This is a genomic window from Blastopirellula retiformator (genome assembly GCF_007859755.1).
GTDB lineage: Bacteria > Planctomycetota > Planctomycetia > Pirellulales > Pirellulaceae > Blastopirellula > Blastopirellula retiformator.
In genome coordinates, this window is sequence record NZ_SJPF01000001.1 from 1,507,495 (window position 1) to 1,525,663 (window position 18,169).

Genomic DNA, 18,169 nt, shown 5'->3' on the forward strand with positions numbered 1-18,169 from the left:
GTCGACAGCCTGCAGGCGGGGACGTAAACTGGATAACCCCGACTCCGCCCACCTTCCGCCCGCTTGGATACCGCCTTGTTGATGGACCTGGATCGACTTCAACGCTGTTATGCGATTGCCCGCGATGATCTGCTGGCGCAGCGAAATCCGCAGGGACACTGGACCGGCGAACTCTCGACGTCAGCCTTGTCGACGGCCACCGCGGTCAGCGCCCTGCAACTGGTCGTCCGGAATGATCCTTCCCAAGCCGAGCGTTTGCAACCGCTGATTGAGGGGGGCGTGCGATATCTCACCGAAAACCAAAATCCAGACGGCGGATGGGGGGACACCGACCGCAGCTATTCCAATATCGCCACAACGATGTTGGCGGTTGCGGCGCTGACGATCGCGGGGTGCCGCGAAGCTTTGATCGAGCAGATCGCCTTCGCGGAAAACTACATCGAAGCTCGTGGCGGTCTGGCGGGGCTCCGCCGCCGGTATGGCAAAGATAAGACGTTCGCCGTGCCGATTTTGACCAACTACGCACTGGCGGGATTGGTCGATTGGCGTGAGGTTTCGCCGCTGCCGTTTGAGCTCGCATGTCTACCGCAGAAGTTTTACAAGCTGATGAAATTGCCGGTCGTCAGTTATGCGATTCCGGCGCTGGTGGCGATTGGGCAAGCCCGCTACTTTCATCGCCCCCCCTGGAACCCGCTGCTGCGCGGCATTCGCGCCGCGTCGGTGAAGAAGAGCCTGGCGGTACTTACGCGAATGCAACCAGCCAGCGGCGGCTTTCTGGAAGCGGCGCCGCTGACCAGTTTTGTGGTGATGAGCCTGGCGAGTATTGGGCAAGCCAAGCATGCGGTTGCGAGAAACGGCGTGCAGTTTTTGATCGACTCGGTCCGGCCCGACGGTAGCTGGCCAATTGATACCAACCTGGCCAACTGGGCGACGACGTTGTCAATCAACGCTTTGGCCGGCGGCGGCGAAGAAGTCGCTCAGCTCGACTGTTTGCCCTGGGTACTGTCGAACCAATACCAAGAGGTTCACCCCTTTACCGGCGCCGATCCTGGCGGTTGGGGATGGACCGATTTAAGCGGTTCGGTTCCCGATGCGGATGATACGCCGGGAGCTATGTTAGCTATTGCACATTTTTTTCATTCCCCGGCAAGCGACAATGAAACGCGTCAGCAGATCGTCGCTGCCGCCCGAAGTGGCGCCCGGTGGATGATCGATCTGCAAAACGGCGACGGCGGCTGGCCCACCTTCTGCGAAGGTTGGGGAACGCAACCGTTTGACCGCAGCGGCAGCGATTTGACGGCGCATGCGATTCGCGCCTTGCACGCCTGGCGCGATCACTTAGCCGACCTGCCGGTCAGTCGAGCGATCGAGCGGGGGTTTCGCTACCTCGAAAAACAGCAGCGCGACGATGGATCGTGGTTGCCGCTCTGGTTCGGCAATCAGGATCAATTTGATGATGAGAACCCGATTTACGGGACGGTGAAAGTTTTGTTGGCTTACCGCGATCTGGGCAGAATGACGAGCGACGCGGCCCGCAAAGGGCTGAAGTGGCTGGCGTCGCAGCAGAATTCGGATGGCGGATTTGGGGGCGGAGCGAGCGTGCCTACTCTTTGCGGGGGGGCGAGCGAGAGCAGCGTTGAGGAGACGGCGCTGGCGGTCGAAGCCCTCTTGGCCGGGGAGAAAAGCGATTTTTCGCCTGAAACTCTGCCCCAAGCGATCGGATGGCTCTGTGCCGGGGTTGAAGAAGGAAGCTACGTAAACTGTTCGCCAATCGGTTTTTACTTCTCGAAGCTGTGGTATTATGAAAAGCTCTACCCGAGAGTCATGACGGTTGCGTCCCTGGGTACCGCGCTGCAAGCCTTCGCCAGCGTCCCGCCTGCCCCAGCGACCGCAACCACGATTTCCGATCAGTAAGGAACGTTCTCCCTTGGCAATTGCACCGATCGACTCCAACAGCGCAGACTCTGAGCCGGGCCGCAAGCGCAAGTCGCGTCGTCGTCAGACGGCCCACTTGAAGCAGGTCCCGCAATCAAAGCAGTTGCGCGAGACGATTCGCGCCGCCTGCGTGCAGGTCGCCGCTGCGCTCGACAAGTCTTGTCCGCTGTCAAAAGACGAGATGGAGATAGTCGTCCGAGATCTGCTAGCGAAGCTTGAGCAGCCTGATTCGTACGTCGGCTGGACGATGGTGATGCTCGCTTCCGAGTTTTGGCGCGATCAGGTCGCCGCGGTCCCGCACGAACGCCGGTTGTTCCTGTTGCCCCATTGCCTAAAACATGCCGAAGGGTGCCCAGCCGACTACGACCAATTTGGTCTCGACTGCAAGACCTGTGGCGCCTGCAGCATCGCCGACTATCGCACCATTGCCGAAGAGATGGGCTACAAGGTGCTGGTCGCCGAAGGCTCGCCGATTGTGATGAAGATCATCGTCAGCGGGCATGTCGACGCGATCGTCGGGGTCGCCTGTTTGAACGTGCTGGAAAAGGCGATCGACAAGATCTTGATGGCGGGCATTCCGTGCATGGCGGTGCCGCTACTCTCAAGCGATTGCCGCAACACGTCGGTCGACGAAGACTGGGTCCACGACATGATCCAGATTCCTCATCAACAACCGCAGCAAAAGACCCGCAGCTACGTCCACTTGATGCGGGCGGCGTCGTCCTTGTTTGAACAACAGGAACTGACCCGTCTGGTTCAGCCGCAGCGAAAAGGCCCGACTCTGGCCGAAGTGAACGGCCATGGCGCCGCAGCGCTCGATCCGATCTCGGCGACCGAAAAGCTGGCGCTCGATTTTCTCGCCCGCGGCGGCAAGTACTCGCGACCTTTCACCACGCTGGCCGTTTATGACGCATTGACCGGCGGCGAAGGAACGACTGGAAACGGCGCCGAGCGCGTCGCTCAATATTCTGACTCGGTCAAGCGAACGGCGCTGGCGATCGAAACCTTCCACAAAGCGTCGCTCGTTCACGACGATATCGAGGATGACGACGCCTATCGCTATGGCGACGTAACCGTCCACCGCAAGTATGGCGTGCCGACGGCGATCAACCTGGGCGACTACATGATTGGTCTGGGCTATCGCCTGGTCAGTCGCGACCGAAAAGAACTGGGAGGCGATAAAGCGGCTCAGATTCTCGACTGCCTGGCCGACTGCCATATGCGATTGTCGGAAGGGCAGGGCGCCGAGCTCCTATGGCGCGACGCTTCGGACAAATCGCTCAAGCCGGTCGACGCCCTCAAGATTTACGCGTTGAAGACCTCGCCGGCGTTTGAGGCGGCGCTGCAGTGCGGCGCGATTCTGAGTGACGCGGAAGAAGATTATTCGGAGCCGATGCGGTTCTTCGCCCGACACGTGGGCGTCGCCTTCCAGATCTTGAACGATCTGAAAGATTGGCGCGGCGATAGCGACAACAAAATGTCGGCCGGCGGCGACGTCTTGGGAGGCCGCCCGACCGTCTTGTGGGCGTTGGCTCTCGAGAATCTGAATGAGGCGAATCGTACAGAACTGATGGAACTGATCAGCGATGATTCGCAGAACGCTTCGTCGCGAGTCGCTCGCGTGCGTGAGCTGTACAACAAGGCTGGCGTCTTTGCGGCCGCTCAGCGGTTGGTCGAAAAGTACCGCGCACGGGCCGAAGAGATCGCCGACAAGTTAGAGCCGGAAGAACTGCGGCGACTGATGTACTACCTGGCTGACGCCATCCTGGACGACCCGGCCGCCACGCAGCCGCCGAACGCCGTCCATAGCTTGACGACCGACCTGGTCGTCGCCCCCGCCTAGAACTGCCCGCCGACTGACCTGTGGATTGCGAAAGGAGCGGAGTTGAACGACCGTCAACGCACGACGCCCGACTTGGATGAGTTGGTACGGCTGTTTTACGACAATCCCAGCGAGTTGGCCGATTTCGTCGAAGTCTCGGCCGCCGAGACGCCGGAGCCGTTCAAAGAGCTGCTGGCCCACGATCACCACATGACCGTCACGGTCGAACGGTTTCATCAGTCGCCGGTTGACGTTGAAGTGCTGAAGACCGACACCGATGGCCAGGCTTACTCCCGCAAAATCTTGTTGTCGAAGCAAACCGACGGCAAAGTGGTTCAATTTGGGATCGTCCGTTTGCACTGCACCCACCTGGGCGAAGTAGTCGAACGCGAAATCAAAAGCGAAAAGATCCCGGTCGGTCGCGTCTTGATCAATCACAACGTCTTGCGTCAGGTGCAACTGACGAGTCTGTGGCGGGTGACGCCGGGTGAAGAGTTGTGCGAACTGCTGTCGCTGACGCCGGGCGAAGTGATCTATGGCCGTACCGCGCTGATTTTCTGCGACGGCGAACCGGCGGTCGAACTGCTGGAAATCGTCACGCCATAGCGAAGTTCGCTAGGTTGGGTGCAGCGCAGCGCTGGCCCAACAGTGCGTTCTCCAAGCCAAGGTGGGTTGCGCAAGCGAGTATCGTTGTGCGAGCAAAACGCCTGTCACGCGCTTGTTCCACCCGCCCTACATCTTCGCCCACGCAGCTTTTTCTTTGAAATTGCCTTTCCCCAAGACTCGCGTTCTCTTAAGATAGGCGTTTCAACAACTGTTGTTTGCACCGGTAGCAAGCGACGCTTCGCCACACCCGCGCACGTTTGCATCATGAAATACGTCGTTTGGTCGCTCGTCGTGATCCTGATCATCTTGCATCAGGACTTCTGGAATTGGGACAACGCCAATCTGGTATTTGGCTTTATTCCCGTCACCCTGTTCTACCAGGTCTGCATTTCGCTCGGCGCCGGTTTTACCTGGTTCCTGGCCGTGCAGTTCATCTGGCCAGAGAAGCTGGAATACATCGAGCAGCTTGAAGAAAAGCAGGGAGAAGAGTAAGCATGACGTTTGAACCTGGCATCACACAGCTTGTCATTATTTCGATCTACCTGGCGCTGCTCTTGGGGCTTGGTCTGTTTTCGAATCGCCTCTTCAGCGGTTCGAGCAAAGACTACATGCTGGCCAGCCATTCGATCGGCCCGTTCCTGTTGCTGATGTCGATCTTCGGCACCACGATGACGGCGTTCGCGCTTGTCGGCTCGACCGGCGAGTCCTTTAAAGAAGGGGTTGGCGTTTACGGACTGCTCGCTTCTTCCAGCGGCATCGTGCACTCGATGTGCTTCTTCATCCTGGGGGTCAAGCTTTGGTCCTTTGGACGCAAGTATGGCTACACGACGCAGATTGAGTTCTTCCGCGATCGGCTGGAGAGCGACAAGCTGGGGATCGTGATGTTTCCGATCCTGGTCGGGCTCGTGATTCCCTATCTGCTGATCGGCGTGATGGCGTCCGGCACCGTGATCGCCGCGGCGACGAAAGGGGCTTTTCCCGACTTTTTCACCGCAACCGGCGGCGGCGTCCCTGGTTGGATCGGCAGTCTGGTCGTCTGCGGCGTCGTGCTGACCTACGTCTTTTTCGGCGGGATGCGCGGAACGGCCTGGGCAAATACCTTTCAAACGATCGTCTTTATGGTGCTGGGCGTGGTGACGTTTTTCGTTATCGCCTCGCGGATCGGCGGTCAGGATAGCATTTGGGAAAACCTGAAGCTCGCCTCCGAGTCGATCCCGCGCGACAAATTGGTGCGTGCCGGCAACCCGAGCATGTCTTACCTGCGATTCGCGACCTACATGTTTGTGCCGTTGTCGGTCGGCATGTTCCCTCACTTGTTTCAGCACTGGCTGACGGCTCGCAAGGCGAGCAACTTTAAGTTGGCGGTGGTCGCTCATCCGCTGTTTATCATGATCGTCTGGGCGCCGTGCGTGCTGGTTGGGGCCTGGGCGGCTGGCAGCCTGGTCGAGCTTCCTCCCCCGGTGAAGGCGAACGCCAACGCGATTTTGCCCTTCCTGGTGGCGCGATTCTCGGGAGACGTGCTGGGCGGATTTCTGATCGCCGGCGTGTTGGCGGCGATTATGTCGTCGCTCGACAGCCAGTTCCTGTGCGTCGGCACGATCTTTACCAACGACATCGTCGTCCATTACGGCGGCAAGAACCGGTTCAGCGACAAGCAGATCGTGATCATCGCCCGGCTGTTTATCATCCTGATCGTGGCCATCACGTACGGGCTCAGCCTGCTCGATTACCGCCGCGTCTTTACGCTGGGCGTGTGGTGTTTCAGTGGCTTTTCGGCATTGTTTCCGTTGATTTTGGCGGCCCTCTATTGGAAGGGGCTGACCAAGGCCGGGGCGTACGCGTCGGTGATCACGGCGTTTGGCCTGTGGTGCTACTTCTTCTACCAGTCAGACTTCGCCGGAAACCCCCATTACAACGTGCTGGATATGATGCCGGTCGCCCCGATGTTGCTCGGTTCGACGTTGGCGTTAGTCCTCGTTTCGCTGGTAACTCCGAAACCCAGCGAAGAAACCCTCCAAAAGTTTTTCCCGGCGAAAGATTCGTAAGTCGCTTGCCTATATGGATTTGCGGAAATCGTGCGGGTTCCTCCCGACCTCGCTTCGGCCCTTGCTGTCGGCGGCGATTCCGTTAAAATCTGAGGTTTCGACTCGATATAAAACAATCGCTAGTAGCATTTCCGAATTCGTAGGGTGCAATGAAGCCTGCCAACCGATTCAAGGCTCGTAAACGGGCGAAGACCAAAGCCCGCGTCACACGCAAAGATCCGATCTTCGTCGACGGCAAACGTCCGCGGCCGATGTTCGTGGATTACAAAGACGTCGAGCTGCTGAAGAAACTGACCAACCGCCATGGCCGGATCGTCGGTCGTCGCAAGAGCGGCTGCACCGCGGTCAGCCAGCATGCCGTGACCCAAGCGATCAAACGCGCTCGCTTCATGGCCTTGCTGCCGTACGTGAAGGACTAACGTCCTTTCCCCGCACAGGACGTTCCAGCTTCTGGCACGCGGAGAACGAAGGAAGCCTGCCTACTGTGCAGGCTTTTTGCGTGCGCTGATTTCAACCGAAAACGCCATGCTACCCGGTACGCGCCATGTCTGAGGTCTATCACACGAAGCGTCGCGTTGAGTTTCGCGATACCGACGCCGCCGGCATCATGCACTTTTCGGCCTTCGCCGTTTACATGGAGTCGGTCGAGCACGAGTTCCTACGGCATGTCGGGCTGTCGGTTCATACGCCCGACGGCGACGCCACGATCAGTTGGCCGCGGGTTTCGATTCGCTGCGACTTTCAAAGCCCGGTTCGGTTTGAAGACGAGTTCGACGTTTCGATCGTCGTGAAGAAGATCGGCGGCCGCAGCGTCACGTACGCGTTTACGTTCTCGCATGACGGCCGCCCCGTGGCGACTGGGGAAACGACCGCGGTCTGCTGCCGGATTTTTCATCAGCAGCCGCCGAAGTCGATCGATATTCCCGACTGGTTTCGGGACAAGATCGCTCCTTATCTCGCCGCCTAACACGATCGGCCTTTCGCGATGAACAACTATCTGCCCGAACTGACGGTTCGCATTGCGGCCGGCTTGGGAGAAGTCGACGCCGAGATTCGCGATAAGCACACCAAGTTCATTGTCGCCCGGCAGCAGGCCGATGGCGGCTTCGGCGGACGCGAAGGGGCGAGCGATCTCTATTACACGTCGTTTGCGCTACGGTCGCTGGCGATCTTGGGCGAGTTGTATGGCGACCTGGCTGAGCGTTCGAGTGGGTTTCTGCGTTCCAAATTGGGCGGTCAGGAAACGATCGTCGACTTTCTCTCGCTGATCTATGGCGCCGGGTTGATCGAAACGGCGGCTGGTATCGACGTCTTCGCCGATGCGGCGGAAGATTGGCGATTGCAAGTGGCGGCGGCGCTGGAGAAATTGCGCCGCGACGATGGCGGCTACGCCAAGGGAGAACTTGGTTCGGCCAGCAGCACCTATCACACGTTTCTCGTGTTGCTATGTCTGCAGTTGCTCGAGCAGCCAATCCCGCAGCCCGAGAGGGTCCGCGACTTTCTGTTGTCGCAGGAAGCGGACGACGGCGGCTTTCGCGAAATCAAAGCGAGCAAGCGGGCCGGCACCAACCCAACGGCCGCGGCAATCGGGGCGCTACGGATCATCGACGCCCTTGACCAGAACGTCGCTGATGGGGCGGTCGACTTTTTGCTGGAAATGCAAAATGACGAAGGTGGCCTGCGGGCCAATACCCGGATTCCGATCGCCGACCTGTTGAGCACGTTCACCGGTTGCCTGACGCTCACCGATTTGGGGGCATTGCACGAGATCGACACCGCCGCGGCGATGCGTTACGTTGAAGGTTTACAACAACCAAACGGCGGCTTCTTTGGCGCCATTTGGGACGAAGTCGCCGACGTCGAATACACGTTCTACGGATTGGGCGGCCTCGCCATCTTGCATCCTTAGACGCTCTGCGACGCCATGGCCGATCTCGAAGTCGTTTCGCTGCGAAAAGAATATCCGACCCGCGGCGAGCCGCTGGTCGTTTTGAAAGAAGCCGCGCTCTCGCTCAATGCTGGTGAGAACCTGGCGATCCTGGGACCAAGCGGTTCCGGCAAAAGCACGCTGCTCTACTGCCTGGGGGCGCTCGAAGCGCCAACGAGCGGTCGCGTCGAGCTGGAAGGGCAGAACCCGTTCGAGCTGGCCGAGCCGAAGCTGGCCGATTTTCGCAATCGCCAGATTGGCTTCATCTTTCAGGATCACCATCTGCTGCCGCAGTTATCGGTGCTCGAGAATGTGCTCGTGCCGACGCTGGCGGCGGGCGCTGCGACCAGCGAAGAGTTAGAGCGGGCCAAGTACCTGATCGGACGGGTTGGGCTCACCTCGCGGATCAGTCATCGGCCGGCCGAACTTTCTGGCGGCGAACGCCAGCGAGTCGCGGTCGCCCGCAGTTTGATCCATCAGCCACGTCTGCTATTGGCCGACGAGCCGACCGGCAATCTCGACCGCACCAATGCCGAAACGATCGGGCGACTGCTACTTGATCTGCAGGCGGCCGAAAACGCGATGCTGGTCGCGGTGACGCATAGCCTGGAGTTGGCCGAGATGTTCGCCGAGCGGCGGAGTCTGGATGACGGACGCTTAGTCTAGAAGACGCGCGAAGGAGAAAGTCGGTATGAACCGAATGCGACTCGCGCTTCGCAGCGCACGTTATTATCTGGCGATCAATCTAGCGGTTGGCCTAGGCGTCGCGGTGGCGACCGCGGTGCTGACTGGGGCGCTGTTGGTGGGCGATTCGATGCAAGGGAGCTTGCGCGATTTGTCGCTCGACCGGCTGGGAGACGTCACCCACGTCGTGCTGGCCGATCGCTTCTTCGCGATTGATCATGCCGCCTCGTTAAGCGAAGCGGGCCAACCAGCGGCGCCGATGATCTTGCTGCGTGGTAGCGTTGACTTCGATGGCGGAGAGCGACGGCGCCTGGCCGGCGGCGTTTCGATCTTTGGCGTTGACGATGCGTTTTGGAAGATGGACCCGAAGTCGACGCCGCCAAAGTTTGACGGCGAAGACTCGATCATCCTCAACGAGCCGCTGGCCGCGGAACTTGGCGTGCAGGTCGGCGACGAGGTGGCGGTCCGTTTGCCTTCGTCCAACGATGTGCCCGCCGATAGCCCGCTTGGGAAGAAGACGGGCCGGGTGAAGGGGATTCCACGGCTCACGGTGGCGGCGATCATTCCGGCTCGCGGGCTAGGGCGGTTCGGGCTGTTTCCGAATCAACAGGCGCCGCTGAACGCCTTCGTGCCGCTGGCGTTGCTCGCCGACGCGCTCGATCAGCTGAACAAGACGAACGCCGTGCTGCTAGCCGAGGCGAATCTTGATTTGACGGCCGAGGAGTTGGCGGCGGAACTGAAACTGTCGCTCGATGATTTCGGCTTTCGCGTCAACAAGGCTCAGCAGCAGTTTTCCGGCGACGGAGAGGAGCCGGAGACGATCTTCGATTACTACCAGTTCAGTTCGTCGCGGATGATCCTGGGCGAAGCGGCCGAAACCGAAATCTTAAAGGCCGCCGGAGCCAAAGCGTTTCCCGTCTTCACTTACCTGGCGACGACCATCAAGAAAGAAGGCGCCCCCGAGAGCAAAGAGATTCCCTACTCGACGGTCACCGCGCTCAACCCAGGGCAACTTGCCTATCCGCTGCGGGATGGCCAGGGCGAGCCGATCGTGCAGCTTGCTGAAGACGAGGTGATCCTGAACTCCTGGGCCGCCGAACAAATGGAGGCCGCGGTTGGCGACACGATCGAGATCGCCTATTTCGAGCCCGAGAGTTCGCATGGCGTCGCCAAGGAAACGTCGCACTCGTTCAAGGTTGCTGCGATCACGCCGCTGACCGAACCGGACCGGCCGGCGTCTCGGCGCCGTCCGGCCGTGTTCGAGCAACCGCCGACCACCGCCAACGATCCGCAGTTGACGCCGGAAGTGGAGGGGATCACCGATCAAGATTCGATCGACGACTGGGATCCGCCGTTTCCGTTCGACAATCGTCGGATTCGGGGCGTCGATGATGAGTACTGGGAGAACTACCGCACCACGCCCAAGGTATTCGTCTCGCTCGACGCCGGAAAGAAACTTTGGGGAAGCCGATTTGGCGCGGCGACTTCGGTACGCTCGCCAGTTGCGGGCGTCGATCAAGCGAAGCTGGTCGCGGATGTCGAAGCGGGATTGAACAAGCGGAAAGAGGACCTCGGCTTCCGCTTCTTACTCGCTCGGCAAAACGCCTTGCGGGCCGCCAGCGGAACGACGCCGTTTAATGGGCTGTTCATCGGTTTCAGCATGTTCATCATCGCGGCAGCGCTGATGCTGGTGACGCTATTGTTTCAGTTGGGCGTGGATCAACGGGCCAAACAGATCGGGCTGCAGTCGGCGCTTGGTCTGCGAATGAAGGCGATCCGAGCGATGTTATTGATCGAAGCGACGATCGTCGCCAGCTGTGGCGGTTTGGTCGGCGTCGTTTTAGGGATCGGCTATGCCTGGGTAATGCTCTACGGCTTGCGAACGTGGTGGGTGGCGGCGGTGGTGACGCCGTTTTTGCAACTTCATCTTGATAATCCGGCGACGTTGGCGATTGGCTTGGTCAGCGGCGTGATGACGTCGCTGGGAGCCATCCTGTGGGGGCTATGGAAACTGCGACAGGTTTCGCCGCGAGCGCTGCTTGCAGGGCAGACAACGTCGGCTCGTGATCTGCAACCAGGCGCGGGGCGATGGATGGTCTATGTCGGCGTCGCCTTGATCTTTGCTGCGGCTGGATTGGCGGGCCTGGCGACGACCCTGGCTGGCGAAGCTCAGGCCGGCGCCTTCTTTGGCGCCGGCGCATCGATGTTGGCCGCGCTGATGTTGCTCCAGCGGCGGTATTTACTGTGGCGGGCGGCCGAGCGATCGGCTGGCAATGGCTTTGGCCTGTCGGAACTTGCACTGAGTAACGCCGCCCGCAATCCAGGACGCAGTACGCTAACGATTGGGCTGGTTGGCGCAGCGTCGTTTTTGATTGTGGCGATCAGTAGCTTTCGCTTGGCGCCGACCGATAAAGGCGCCGGCGGCATGGACTTGATCGCTGAGAGTTCGCAGCCGGTGTTTCATGACTTGAATACGGCGGATGGGCGTTATGATCAAGGTTTTCGCGAAAGCGACGAACCGCTGCTGGCGAAGTCGACGATTCTCGCCCTGCGGGTGCAGCCCGGCGATGACGCCAGTTGCTTGAATCTGTATCAGTCCAACAGCCCGCGGGTGCTAGGAGCGACTCCGCAGTTTGTCGAGCGTTACTCGCAGGAAGGCGTCACCTCGTTCGACTGGGCCGGTTCGGCGGCGGAGACGCCGGAGCAAAAGGCGAATCCCTGGCTGACGCTCGAGAAGGAAGCGGACGGCGATCTCTTGCCGATTCCGTGCGTGATCGACAAGAACACGGCGATGTATGCGCTGCACTTGTACGGCGGCGTGGGCGAGGTTTTCGAGACAACCGATCCGGACGGTCGCGTCACGAAGTACCAAGTCGCGGGGCTACTCGCCAACAGCATCTTGCAAGGGAGCCTGATTGTCAGCGAAGCGAATCTACTCGCACGCTTTCCCGATACGAGCGGGTACCGCATGTTCCTGGTCGAGACGCCATCGGGCGAGACCGAAGACGTGGCGTCGATTTTCGAAGATCGTCTGAGTGAGGAAGGATTCGATACCACCGATGCGAAGGCCCGATTGGTCGATCTATTGGCGGTGCAGAATACTTATCTGTCGACGTTTCAGAGCCTGGGAGCGCTCGGCCTGTTGCTCGGCACGTTCGGTCTGGCGACGGTTCAAGCGCGCAGCGTGATTGAGCGTCGCGGCGAACTGGCGCTGCTGCAGGCGGCCGGCTTCCGTCGCAATCGTCTTGTGGCGTTGGTGCTGATGGAAAACGGGGTGCTGCTGATCGCGGGCCTGGGGACAGGCATTGCAGCCGCATTGGTGGCGGTTCTGCCTCACATGCTGTTCGGCGCTGCCGGCGTTCCATGGCTGACGCTGGCGACGATGCTCGGGATCATCTTCGTCGTCGGTTTGATCGCCGGACTCTGGACCGCACGGGCTTCGCTACGTACGCCGCTGATACCGGCGCTTCGCGGCGAGTAGCCTATCGCAGGTAGGTTGGGTGCAGCGGAGCGAAACCCAACAATGCGTTCTCCAAGCCAAGGTGGGTTGCGCAAGCGAGTATCGTCTTACGAGCGAAAACGCCTGCCACGCGCTTGCTCCACCCACCCTACGTAAGACGGTGAAGACATGCTCTTCTCGCGAAGACGCGATAAGAGTATGGCGCCATGTCAGCAGACTTGCAGTTACCGAACCTTGCACTTGAAGCGGATGACGCCGCCTTGGCCGATGTCGAGCGATTCTTTGATTTCCCAGCGGAGCAGCAGCGAGTCTTTCTCGTTCGGCAGCGTCAGGAAATCGGCGTCGACGCTGCACTGGGCCGTGTCCGGAACCAGTTCCAAGCGGGGCGATAGGTTGTCGAGGATCGTCACGTTGCCGACGCGCTGATCCCCCAGGTTGTCGAACCGCAGCGTGAAGTCGACGATGTCGCCCGGCTGAGCGTCCGCCTTCGAGGCGAGTTTGACGATGCGGATGCAAGGCTTGCCGTCGAGATCGAACAGCACCGCCTCTTGGGCGCCTTTCTCCGAGTCGAGTTCGTGCGCTTTGCGGCCTTCGATCACGACCTGCACGGCCTGGTTTTCGGTCCACGCGATCGCGTTCTGAATGCTGGTCGCCAGCATCAGCTTCTCGGTCGCGTCGAAGATGCCCGCCTTGATGATGTTAAAGTCTTCAAAGGCCTGGAACTCGCGGACGAACTCAACCAAGACCTGGCGATTGGCGAGTTCGACGCCTATCGTCCGATCGAGGAACGTTTGGGCGTTCTTCGGTCCCAGGTTGGCGACCGGTTGCAGGGGCTGATTGACGTTGGTCGGAATGCCGTTGTTCAGCTGACCTTGCAGACCCAGGTTCGCATTATTGGCGTAAGGGCCTTGATTGGTCAGTTCGGCGTTGATGCCGTAGATCTTGCGAACCGCGGCGAATCGCGGGGCATAGATGCAAACCTTGTTGCTAGGAGCAACTTCGCGGCAGCCGGCCAGCGTATCGTAATGAACGACGGTATCTTCGATGTCGAGTCCGCGAACGCTGAAGTCGTCGCCGATCTTCGTGTGCAGATGGCTGTCGCCACCGTCGCAGACCCATTCGTCGTATGAGTTGCACGGCATCGGCTGACCGGTCGCCATCATCGCCGGATCACAGCCATAGGGGCCGCAGCCGCCAGGTCCACAATTGCCAGGACCGCATGCGCCGCCAAAGCCAGGTCGGCAGAGGCCGGTGCGGCAAGGAAGCGAAGCGACCTGTTGCGGCACGGGCTCGGTATGTTGGTAATAGGATTGCGGCGGCGGCATGTCGATCGGCTGCTCGCCCGAGGTGAGCTGCACCGCATAGGGATTGTCGACAGGCGGCTGACCTTGCGGCGGCGCAACATCCTGCGGCCGAGCGGCCGCATATTGCGGCGCGGCCGGCTGCATCTCCGGCGCCGGCGCTTCGCCGGGATGGGCCACAGCGGGTTGTCCTTCGTTGAAGCTGACGCCCGACATCGGCTTGGTTGGGCCGTAGACGGTCTTGACGTCGGTGATTTTGCAAGCCGGCAGGGTCAAAAGACCGAGCGCCGCGCCCAGCAAAGCGAGTTGTCGCAAGTTCCGATGTTTCATGACGGCAATTCGGCGAAGGTGTTATCGAGTTTGGACGTTACCAGGGGGAGCGTAGTTGGGACGCTCGGCGACGTTCGGCGGCAGATAGGCGGTCGGCGGCACAAACGGCATGATCGGTTGTCGGGTCGCTTCCCGATTGACCGGCGGCTCGATGTACATCGGCGGCTCGCCTTGCACGGGCGCCATGTCGGGGCCAAGGGCGGCGCGGTCGTAAACCATGATCGGCGGCGAACGGTAGTCGAACTCGCCCATCCGTTCGTGGTCGGTAATCGTGCGCGAACCCATCCGCAGAATCGCGATCGGGCGTCCCAGTTCGTCGGCGATTTGAATCGGATCGCCGCCGGGGGGAACCTCGAAGAACGGTTGAAAGCTTTTGTCCTGGGCTTCGGGAATCGCGTCCATTGGCGGTTCGACGTAGATCACCCGCACGACCATCTTCCCTTCCGATGCGTACCGAATTTCTTCGGCCGTGATATGAATCGGCACGGGGAACTTCAGCTCTTTTCCCGGCGGGGGGCAAAGGCGATCGACCAGTTCGATGGTCGGATAAAGCTCGACGCCGGGGTTGAGCGGGATGTTGCTCAGCCGCATCCGATAGACCTGGCCAATCAGGCAGCCAGCCAGCGCGGGTGAGGGAACGTCGGGACCGAACGCCCCGTTGTTGATGAACGAGACTTGCGTACCAGCGGGAGGAACGATCTCGACCGGCTGGAAATAGCCGACGACCGGCCGCTTTTTGAGCAGCGCCAACTGACCCATGGCGCCGGGCGGTAGGCCTTCGTGATACAGATAGTGCGGATCGGCCGGAAGCGGCTCTTGCGCGACGACGATTCGCCCGCCGACCGACAGCGCGGTCAGCGTCGCCAAGGTCAAAGTCAGGAAGCGGCGTAATGAGCTATTCATGCAAGATCCATCTCGCTGCAGGCTGCGCCAATTGTCAGGCGAACGTCCTTGTCCGCCGCAACTCCCCCGTCATGGGAAAAGGCACGGTCGCGCTTTGCAGCCGCCGACCGTGCCGTAGGTTTCACGTTTGGCCTAAGGCCGTAGCAGTCAGCTTACTGCGGAGGGCAGTAGGCGCCGCCATCGGGGCTCGGCATGTACTCGCGACGATCGGCGTGCGGTTGGCCGAACAGCGGAGCGTGTTGAACGTTCTCTTCAACAATCCAAGCCTTGTTCGGCGGGGTCGGATAGCTCAGACCCGGCTTCTGCTTGACGTGGATGTTGATCTTGTCGGTCGGACCTGGGATGTGCTGATACGTGTGATTTCGCATCACGTGTTTCTGCAGACCGGCCGGACCGCCGAGCGGAATGTGAGCCGGACCAGGCAGCCCGATCGGCGTGCCGACGTACGGCATGCCATAGCTAGGCGTGGTGACGCCGGCGACGTGCGGAGTCGAATAAGGAGGACCTCCCGGCAGGCCAGGATAGCCCATCGGACCGGGCATTCCGCCCATACCAGCCATGGCGGCCGGATTAAAGCCAGGACCGCCAGCTTGCATGGCGTCTTCCGGCATTTCCAGGTCTTTGTTACCCAAGCGAACGATCGCCATGATGGTACCGCGGCAATCGGCTTCGCGGATCGGATCGACGCCCGGATCCAGGCGAGTCGAGACGAGCGTTTCGACGTCGGCCAGGGCCAACTCTTGATAGTTCGGATCGGGCAGGTAGATCACCTTGGTCACGAAGTTGCCGCTACGAACCTGAGCGAAATCTTCTTCGGTGAACTGCACCGGAATCGCGTTGTGAGCGAGGAAGGCGTCAGTTCGCGGCGTGGCCGGTCCGACTTCGATGGTCGGGTATAGCTCGGCGCCCGGGTTGCCCGGAATGTTGGTGAGCTTCAGGCGATAGATGCCGCCTTGGGGAAAGTTGACCGGGAACGGCACGACGCGCGGGGTCGAGTCGTAGTAGCCGATGCCGCCTACGTCCCACTGAACCTGCATACCGTCGGGCTTGACGAACAGCAGCTGGCTGGTCGACATGGCGCCAGGAGCGCCGATGCCCATGTTCGGATCCATCGGCATCATGGCCGACACGGGTTGGATGGGCGGCGGAGTCAGGACGCCGGGGCCCGGTCCGTCAACGCCCGGTCCGGGGTGACGAAGCTGTTGCGCCGGCGGCAGATTGTGCGGCGTATGCATGGCTTGACAGCCGATCGTCGCGGCAGTCAGCGACAGCACGGTCCACTTCCAGAAAGTCTGTCTCATGGTTTTCCCCCTCACTTGGCTCTTGCCGCCGATTCGAAACCGACATGGGTCAGTACAAGAGCAGAAGCGATTCGCTATCGTTCGGTTTGTTTCACTCAGTTGATTTGCCAAACGTCGCCGGCGGCAGTCGCCGATTGACGTGGACCCGTTTGTGCCACAGAGCGTAAAATCTCCGCTCGACCCAGCGAGCGGTTCTTGCACGAAAAATCCGCGCAAGGAAGACTCCGTGGCATTATTGTTCGGCCTAGAACGACGCGAATCTTTGGGAAAACCGACAAAACCTTGATATGAGCGATAATCGGCGTAACTTGACACTGCTGACAGCTGGCGTTTTGCTAGCGGTTTTGACCGCCGTTTGCGCGTTCGACTTCTCGTCACTGCCCTATTTCGACGGCCCATCGAAGGCCCAAGCGGCCGAAGTTGCTAGCAGCGACGAAGACGCGACAAACGCTGCCGACGCCGAGCGACTACTGGAAGATGCGCGGCGGCGAATGCTCGCATATTCGTCGATTGAAGCCCGCATTGAGTACGCCACCAAGTCTCCGCCGGCCGCCGGCGATGGACGCTACTGGGAGCGCGGAGCGCTGAAACGGCGGTTCGAACTGAAGATGCGCGGTATGGAGAACGCAACTCTCCTGCAGATCAACGATGGCAAGATGCTGTGGACTCGCTGCACGACGCCCCGGGATGCGATGACCGCCGAACAGCCCAACGCAACGCCGCCGCATAGCCCGCAGCTGCATCTGGCCGAGCTCGGATTGCTGGGGCTGCTGACGCAGGTGCAGCAAGACTACGACGTGAATCTCGCCGGCAGTGGGCAGTTGGCGGGTGAGTCGGTCTTCGTGTTAAAGGGGGTCTTAAGTCAGGAGACGCTCACTCGATTGTCGCCCAAGCGGGGGGAAGAGATTCGCAGTGGCGCGTTCTCGGCATGGAGCGAATTGCCTGGCGATATTCCGGCGTCGATCGTTTTGGCGCTGGGAAGCGAAGATGCGGTTCCGCGTCGGATTCAGTTTCGCGCGATCGATGAAGGAGTGCGGCTCGCGGACTGGCCTCAGGCGGAATCGCAGGAAACGCTCACGATCGATCTCCGCGAACTGCAAATAAACCGGTCGATCCTGGCCGAAGTTTTCACGCATCCCTAATCGCCTCGACTTGGTATCGACGTGTGCGGTATCCGCTTGCCGTGCGTCGTCTGAAACAGGATGTCATCCGACCGAATAGACGGCGATGGTTGCCGCGGCTGAACAGTCGGAGTAGCCTTAGAGGAGTCGTCTTGCTTGAGTCGGCGGCTTCTTCTACTTTCTCTGGTTGGGAACCATTTATGATCGCTGCCGCCGAGCTAGGAGGCTTTTTCGCCGCGCATGCCATCTGGTGCGTCTCCGACGGCGATCTGCTGATTCCAATTCTCGCCTATGCGACTCCCGATGGAGAGCGGCAGATGGAGCGATTGTCGCACGACGATACGGAAGTCGCCGTCGAAGCCGGGGTCAAACGGCTGGAAACGAATGAGATGCAAGCGGATGACGGCGTGCTGATTTTTGATGGCTGCGTGACGATCGAAGAAACGTCGCGCGATGCGATTATCCTGGAGCACCGGGCCTATCTCTGGCCCGAATCGAAGATGGTCGTCGCCGTCCCCTATACGCCAATCGAAAGTGGCCAATTTAAAGTGCGGCGGCCGATCTTGCTCGCCTACGAAAACTGCGAAGATTGCGACGCCGACCTGGCGATGCGGTCCTTTTTTCACGGCATTGCCGAGCATGAGAAAGGCGCCGAAGTCTGGAAGAATTCGTTCGAGGAAGAAGAGTGAGATCGGCGAAAGTGCGTGTCTCGCTTCATATTGTGCGTTAGAATG

15 protein-coding genes are annotated in these 18,169 nt (G+C 60.3%); 12 read left to right on the forward strand and 3 right to left on the reverse strand.

Annotated features, from left to right (window positions below; genetic code table 11):
* Window positions 1–81: 81 nt before the first annotated feature.
* The 10 genes from Enr8_RS06285 to Enr8_RS06330 all read left to right on the forward strand — a co-directional run bounded on the left by Enr8_RS06285 (window position 82) and on the right by Enr8_RS06330 (window position 12,500).
* Window positions 82–1,914 (forward strand): prenyltransferase/squalene oxidase repeat-containing protein, encoded by a 1,833-nt coding sequence (locus tag Enr8_RS06285; RefSeq protein WP_146430008.1) that lies wholly within the window; start codon window positions 82–84, stop codon window positions 1,912–1,914.
* Between the two features lie 13 nt (window positions 1,915–1,927).
* On the forward strand, window positions 1,928–3,778 hold the full coding sequence (locus Enr8_RS06290; RefSeq protein WP_146429723.1) for a polyprenyl synthetase family protein: 1,851 nt from the start codon (window positions 1,928–1,930) through the stop codon (window positions 3,776–3,778).
* 42 nt (window positions 3,779–3,820) lie between these two features.
* Entirely contained in the window at window positions 3,821–4,363 is a 543-nt protein-coding gene (locus tag Enr8_RS06295) for a hypothetical protein (protein ID WP_246119960.1), read from the forward strand.
* Window positions 4,364–4,627: 264 nt separating this feature from the next.
* Window positions 4,628–4,855 (forward strand): DUF3311 domain-containing protein, encoded by a 228-nt coding sequence (locus tag Enr8_RS06300; protein WP_146429725.1) that lies wholly within the window; start codon window positions 4,628–4,630, stop codon window positions 4,853–4,855.
* Window positions 4,856–4,857: 2 nt separating this feature from the next.
* Window positions 4,858–6,408 carry a sodium:solute symporter family protein gene (locus Enr8_RS06305; RefSeq protein ID WP_146429726.1) on the forward strand — a complete coding sequence of 517 codons (1,551 nt, stop codon included), beginning with the start codon at window positions 4,858–4,860 and terminating at the stop codon, window positions 6,406–6,408.
* Window positions 6,409–6,557: 149 nt separating this feature from the next.
* The gene (gene rpsR / locus Enr8_RS26030) at window positions 6,558–6,827 is read left to right on the forward strand and encodes a 30S ribosomal protein S18 (RefSeq protein WP_002651629.1); all 270 of its coding nucleotides are present in this window, start codon (window positions 6,558–6,560) and stop codon (window positions 6,825–6,827) included.
* A 125-nt stretch (window positions 6,828–6,952) separates the two neighbouring features.
* Window positions 6,953–7,375 carry an acyl-CoA thioesterase gene (locus Enr8_RS06315; RefSeq protein ID WP_146429727.1) on the forward strand — a complete coding sequence of 141 codons (423 nt, stop codon included), beginning with the start codon at window positions 6,953–6,955 and terminating at the stop codon, window positions 7,373–7,375.
* Window positions 7,376–7,393: 18 nt separating this feature from the next.
* A complete protein-coding gene (locus Enr8_RS06320) occupies window positions 7,394–8,317 on the forward strand; it encodes a prenyltransferase/squalene oxidase repeat-containing protein (protein ID WP_146429728.1) in 924 nt (307 codons plus the stop codon).
* Between the two features lie 15 nt (window positions 8,318–8,332).
* Window positions 8,333–9,001 carry an ABC transporter ATP-binding protein gene (locus Enr8_RS06325; RefSeq protein ID WP_146429729.1) on the forward strand — a complete coding sequence of 223 codons (669 nt, stop codon included), beginning with the start codon at window positions 8,333–8,335 and terminating at the stop codon, window positions 8,999–9,001.
* A gap of 25 nt (window positions 9,002–9,026) precedes the next feature.
* Window positions 9,027–12,500: an FtsX-like permease family protein gene (locus Enr8_RS06330; protein WP_146429730.1), complete on the forward strand. Its 3,474-nt coding sequence runs from the start codon at window positions 9,027–9,029 to the stop codon at window positions 12,498–12,500.
* 203 nt (window positions 12,501–12,703) lie between these two features.
* Here Enr8_RS06330 and Enr8_RS06335 read toward each other — a convergent pair whose 3' ends face one another.
* The 3 genes from Enr8_RS06335 to Enr8_RS06345 form a co-directional block, all read right to left on the reverse strand.
* Window positions 12,704–14,110, reverse strand: coding sequence for a DUF11 domain-containing protein (locus Enr8_RS06335; RefSeq protein WP_146429731.1), 1,407 nt, complete (start codon window positions 14,108–14,110; stop codon window positions 12,704–12,706).
* Window positions 14,111–14,131: 21 nt separating this feature from the next.
* A complete protein-coding gene (locus Enr8_RS06340) occupies window positions 14,132–15,013 on the reverse strand; it encodes a hypothetical protein (RefSeq protein ID WP_146429732.1) in 882 nt (293 codons plus the stop codon).
* Between the two features lie 152 nt (window positions 15,014–15,165).
* Window positions 15,166–16,314, reverse strand: a complete 1,149-nt coding sequence (locus tag Enr8_RS06345) for a hypothetical protein (protein WP_146429733.1) — start codon at window positions 16,312–16,314, stop codon at window positions 15,166–15,168.
* A 308-nt stretch (window positions 16,315–16,622) separates the two neighbouring features.
* Here Enr8_RS06345 and Enr8_RS06350 point away from each other — a divergent pair, with 308 nt between their 5' ends.
* Together Enr8_RS06350 and Enr8_RS06355 are read left to right on the forward strand one after the other, a co-directional pair.
* Window positions 16,623–17,456 carry a hypothetical protein gene (locus Enr8_RS06350; protein WP_146429734.1) on the forward strand — a complete coding sequence of 278 codons (834 nt, stop codon included), beginning with the start codon at window positions 16,623–16,625 and terminating at the stop codon, window positions 17,454–17,456.
* Between the two features lie 179 nt (window positions 17,457–17,635).
* Complete coding sequence (locus tag Enr8_RS06355; protein ID WP_146429735.1) at window positions 17,636–18,124, forward strand: hypothetical protein; 489 nt, start codon at window positions 17,636–17,638, stop codon at window positions 18,122–18,124.
* Window positions 18,125–18,169 lie beyond the last annotated feature (45 nt).

Coding starts and splice junctions, on each gene's coding strand:
- Enr8_RS06285 (WP_146430008.1), top strand. CDS start 82: ATGGACCTGGATCGACTTCAACGCTGTTATGCGATTGCCCGCGATGAT.
- Enr8_RS06300 (WP_146429725.1), top strand. CDS start 4,628: ATGAAATACGTCGTTTGGTCGCTCGTCGTGATCCTGATCATCTTGCAT.
- Enr8_RS06305 (WP_146429726.1), top strand. CDS start 4,858: ATGACGTTTGAACCTGGCATCACACAGCTTGTCATTATTTCGATCTAC.
- rpsR (WP_002651629.1), top strand. CDS start 6,558: ATGAAGCCTGCCAACCGATTCAAGGCTCGTAAACGGGCGAAGACCAAA.
- Enr8_RS06315 (WP_146429727.1), top strand. CDS start 6,953: ATGTCTGAGGTCTATCACACGAAGCGTCGCGTTGAGTTTCGCGATACC.
- Enr8_RS06320 (WP_146429728.1), top strand. CDS start 7,394: ATGAACAACTATCTGCCCGAACTGACGGTTCGCATTGCGGCCGGCTTG.
- Enr8_RS06325 (WP_146429729.1), top strand. CDS start 8,333: ATGGCCGATCTCGAAGTCGTTTCGCTGCGAAAAGAATATCCGACCCGC.
- Enr8_RS06330 (WP_146429730.1), top strand. CDS start 9,027: ATGAACCGAATGCGACTCGCGCTTCGCAGCGCACGTTATTATCTGGCG.
- Enr8_RS06335 (WP_146429731.1), bottom strand. CDS start 14,110: ATGAAACATCGGAACTTGCGACAACTCGCTTTGCTGGGCGCGGCGCTC.
- Enr8_RS06340 (WP_146429732.1), bottom strand. CDS start 15,013: ATGAATAGCTCATTACGCCGCTTCCTGACTTTGACCTTGGCGACGCTG.
- Enr8_RS06345 (WP_146429733.1), bottom strand. CDS start 16,314: ATGAGACAGACTTTCTGGAAGTGGACCGTGCTGTCGCTGACTGCCGCG.
- Enr8_RS06355 (WP_146429735.1), top strand. CDS start 17,636: ATGATCGCTGCCGCCGAGCTAGGAGGCTTTTTCGCCGCGCATGCCATC.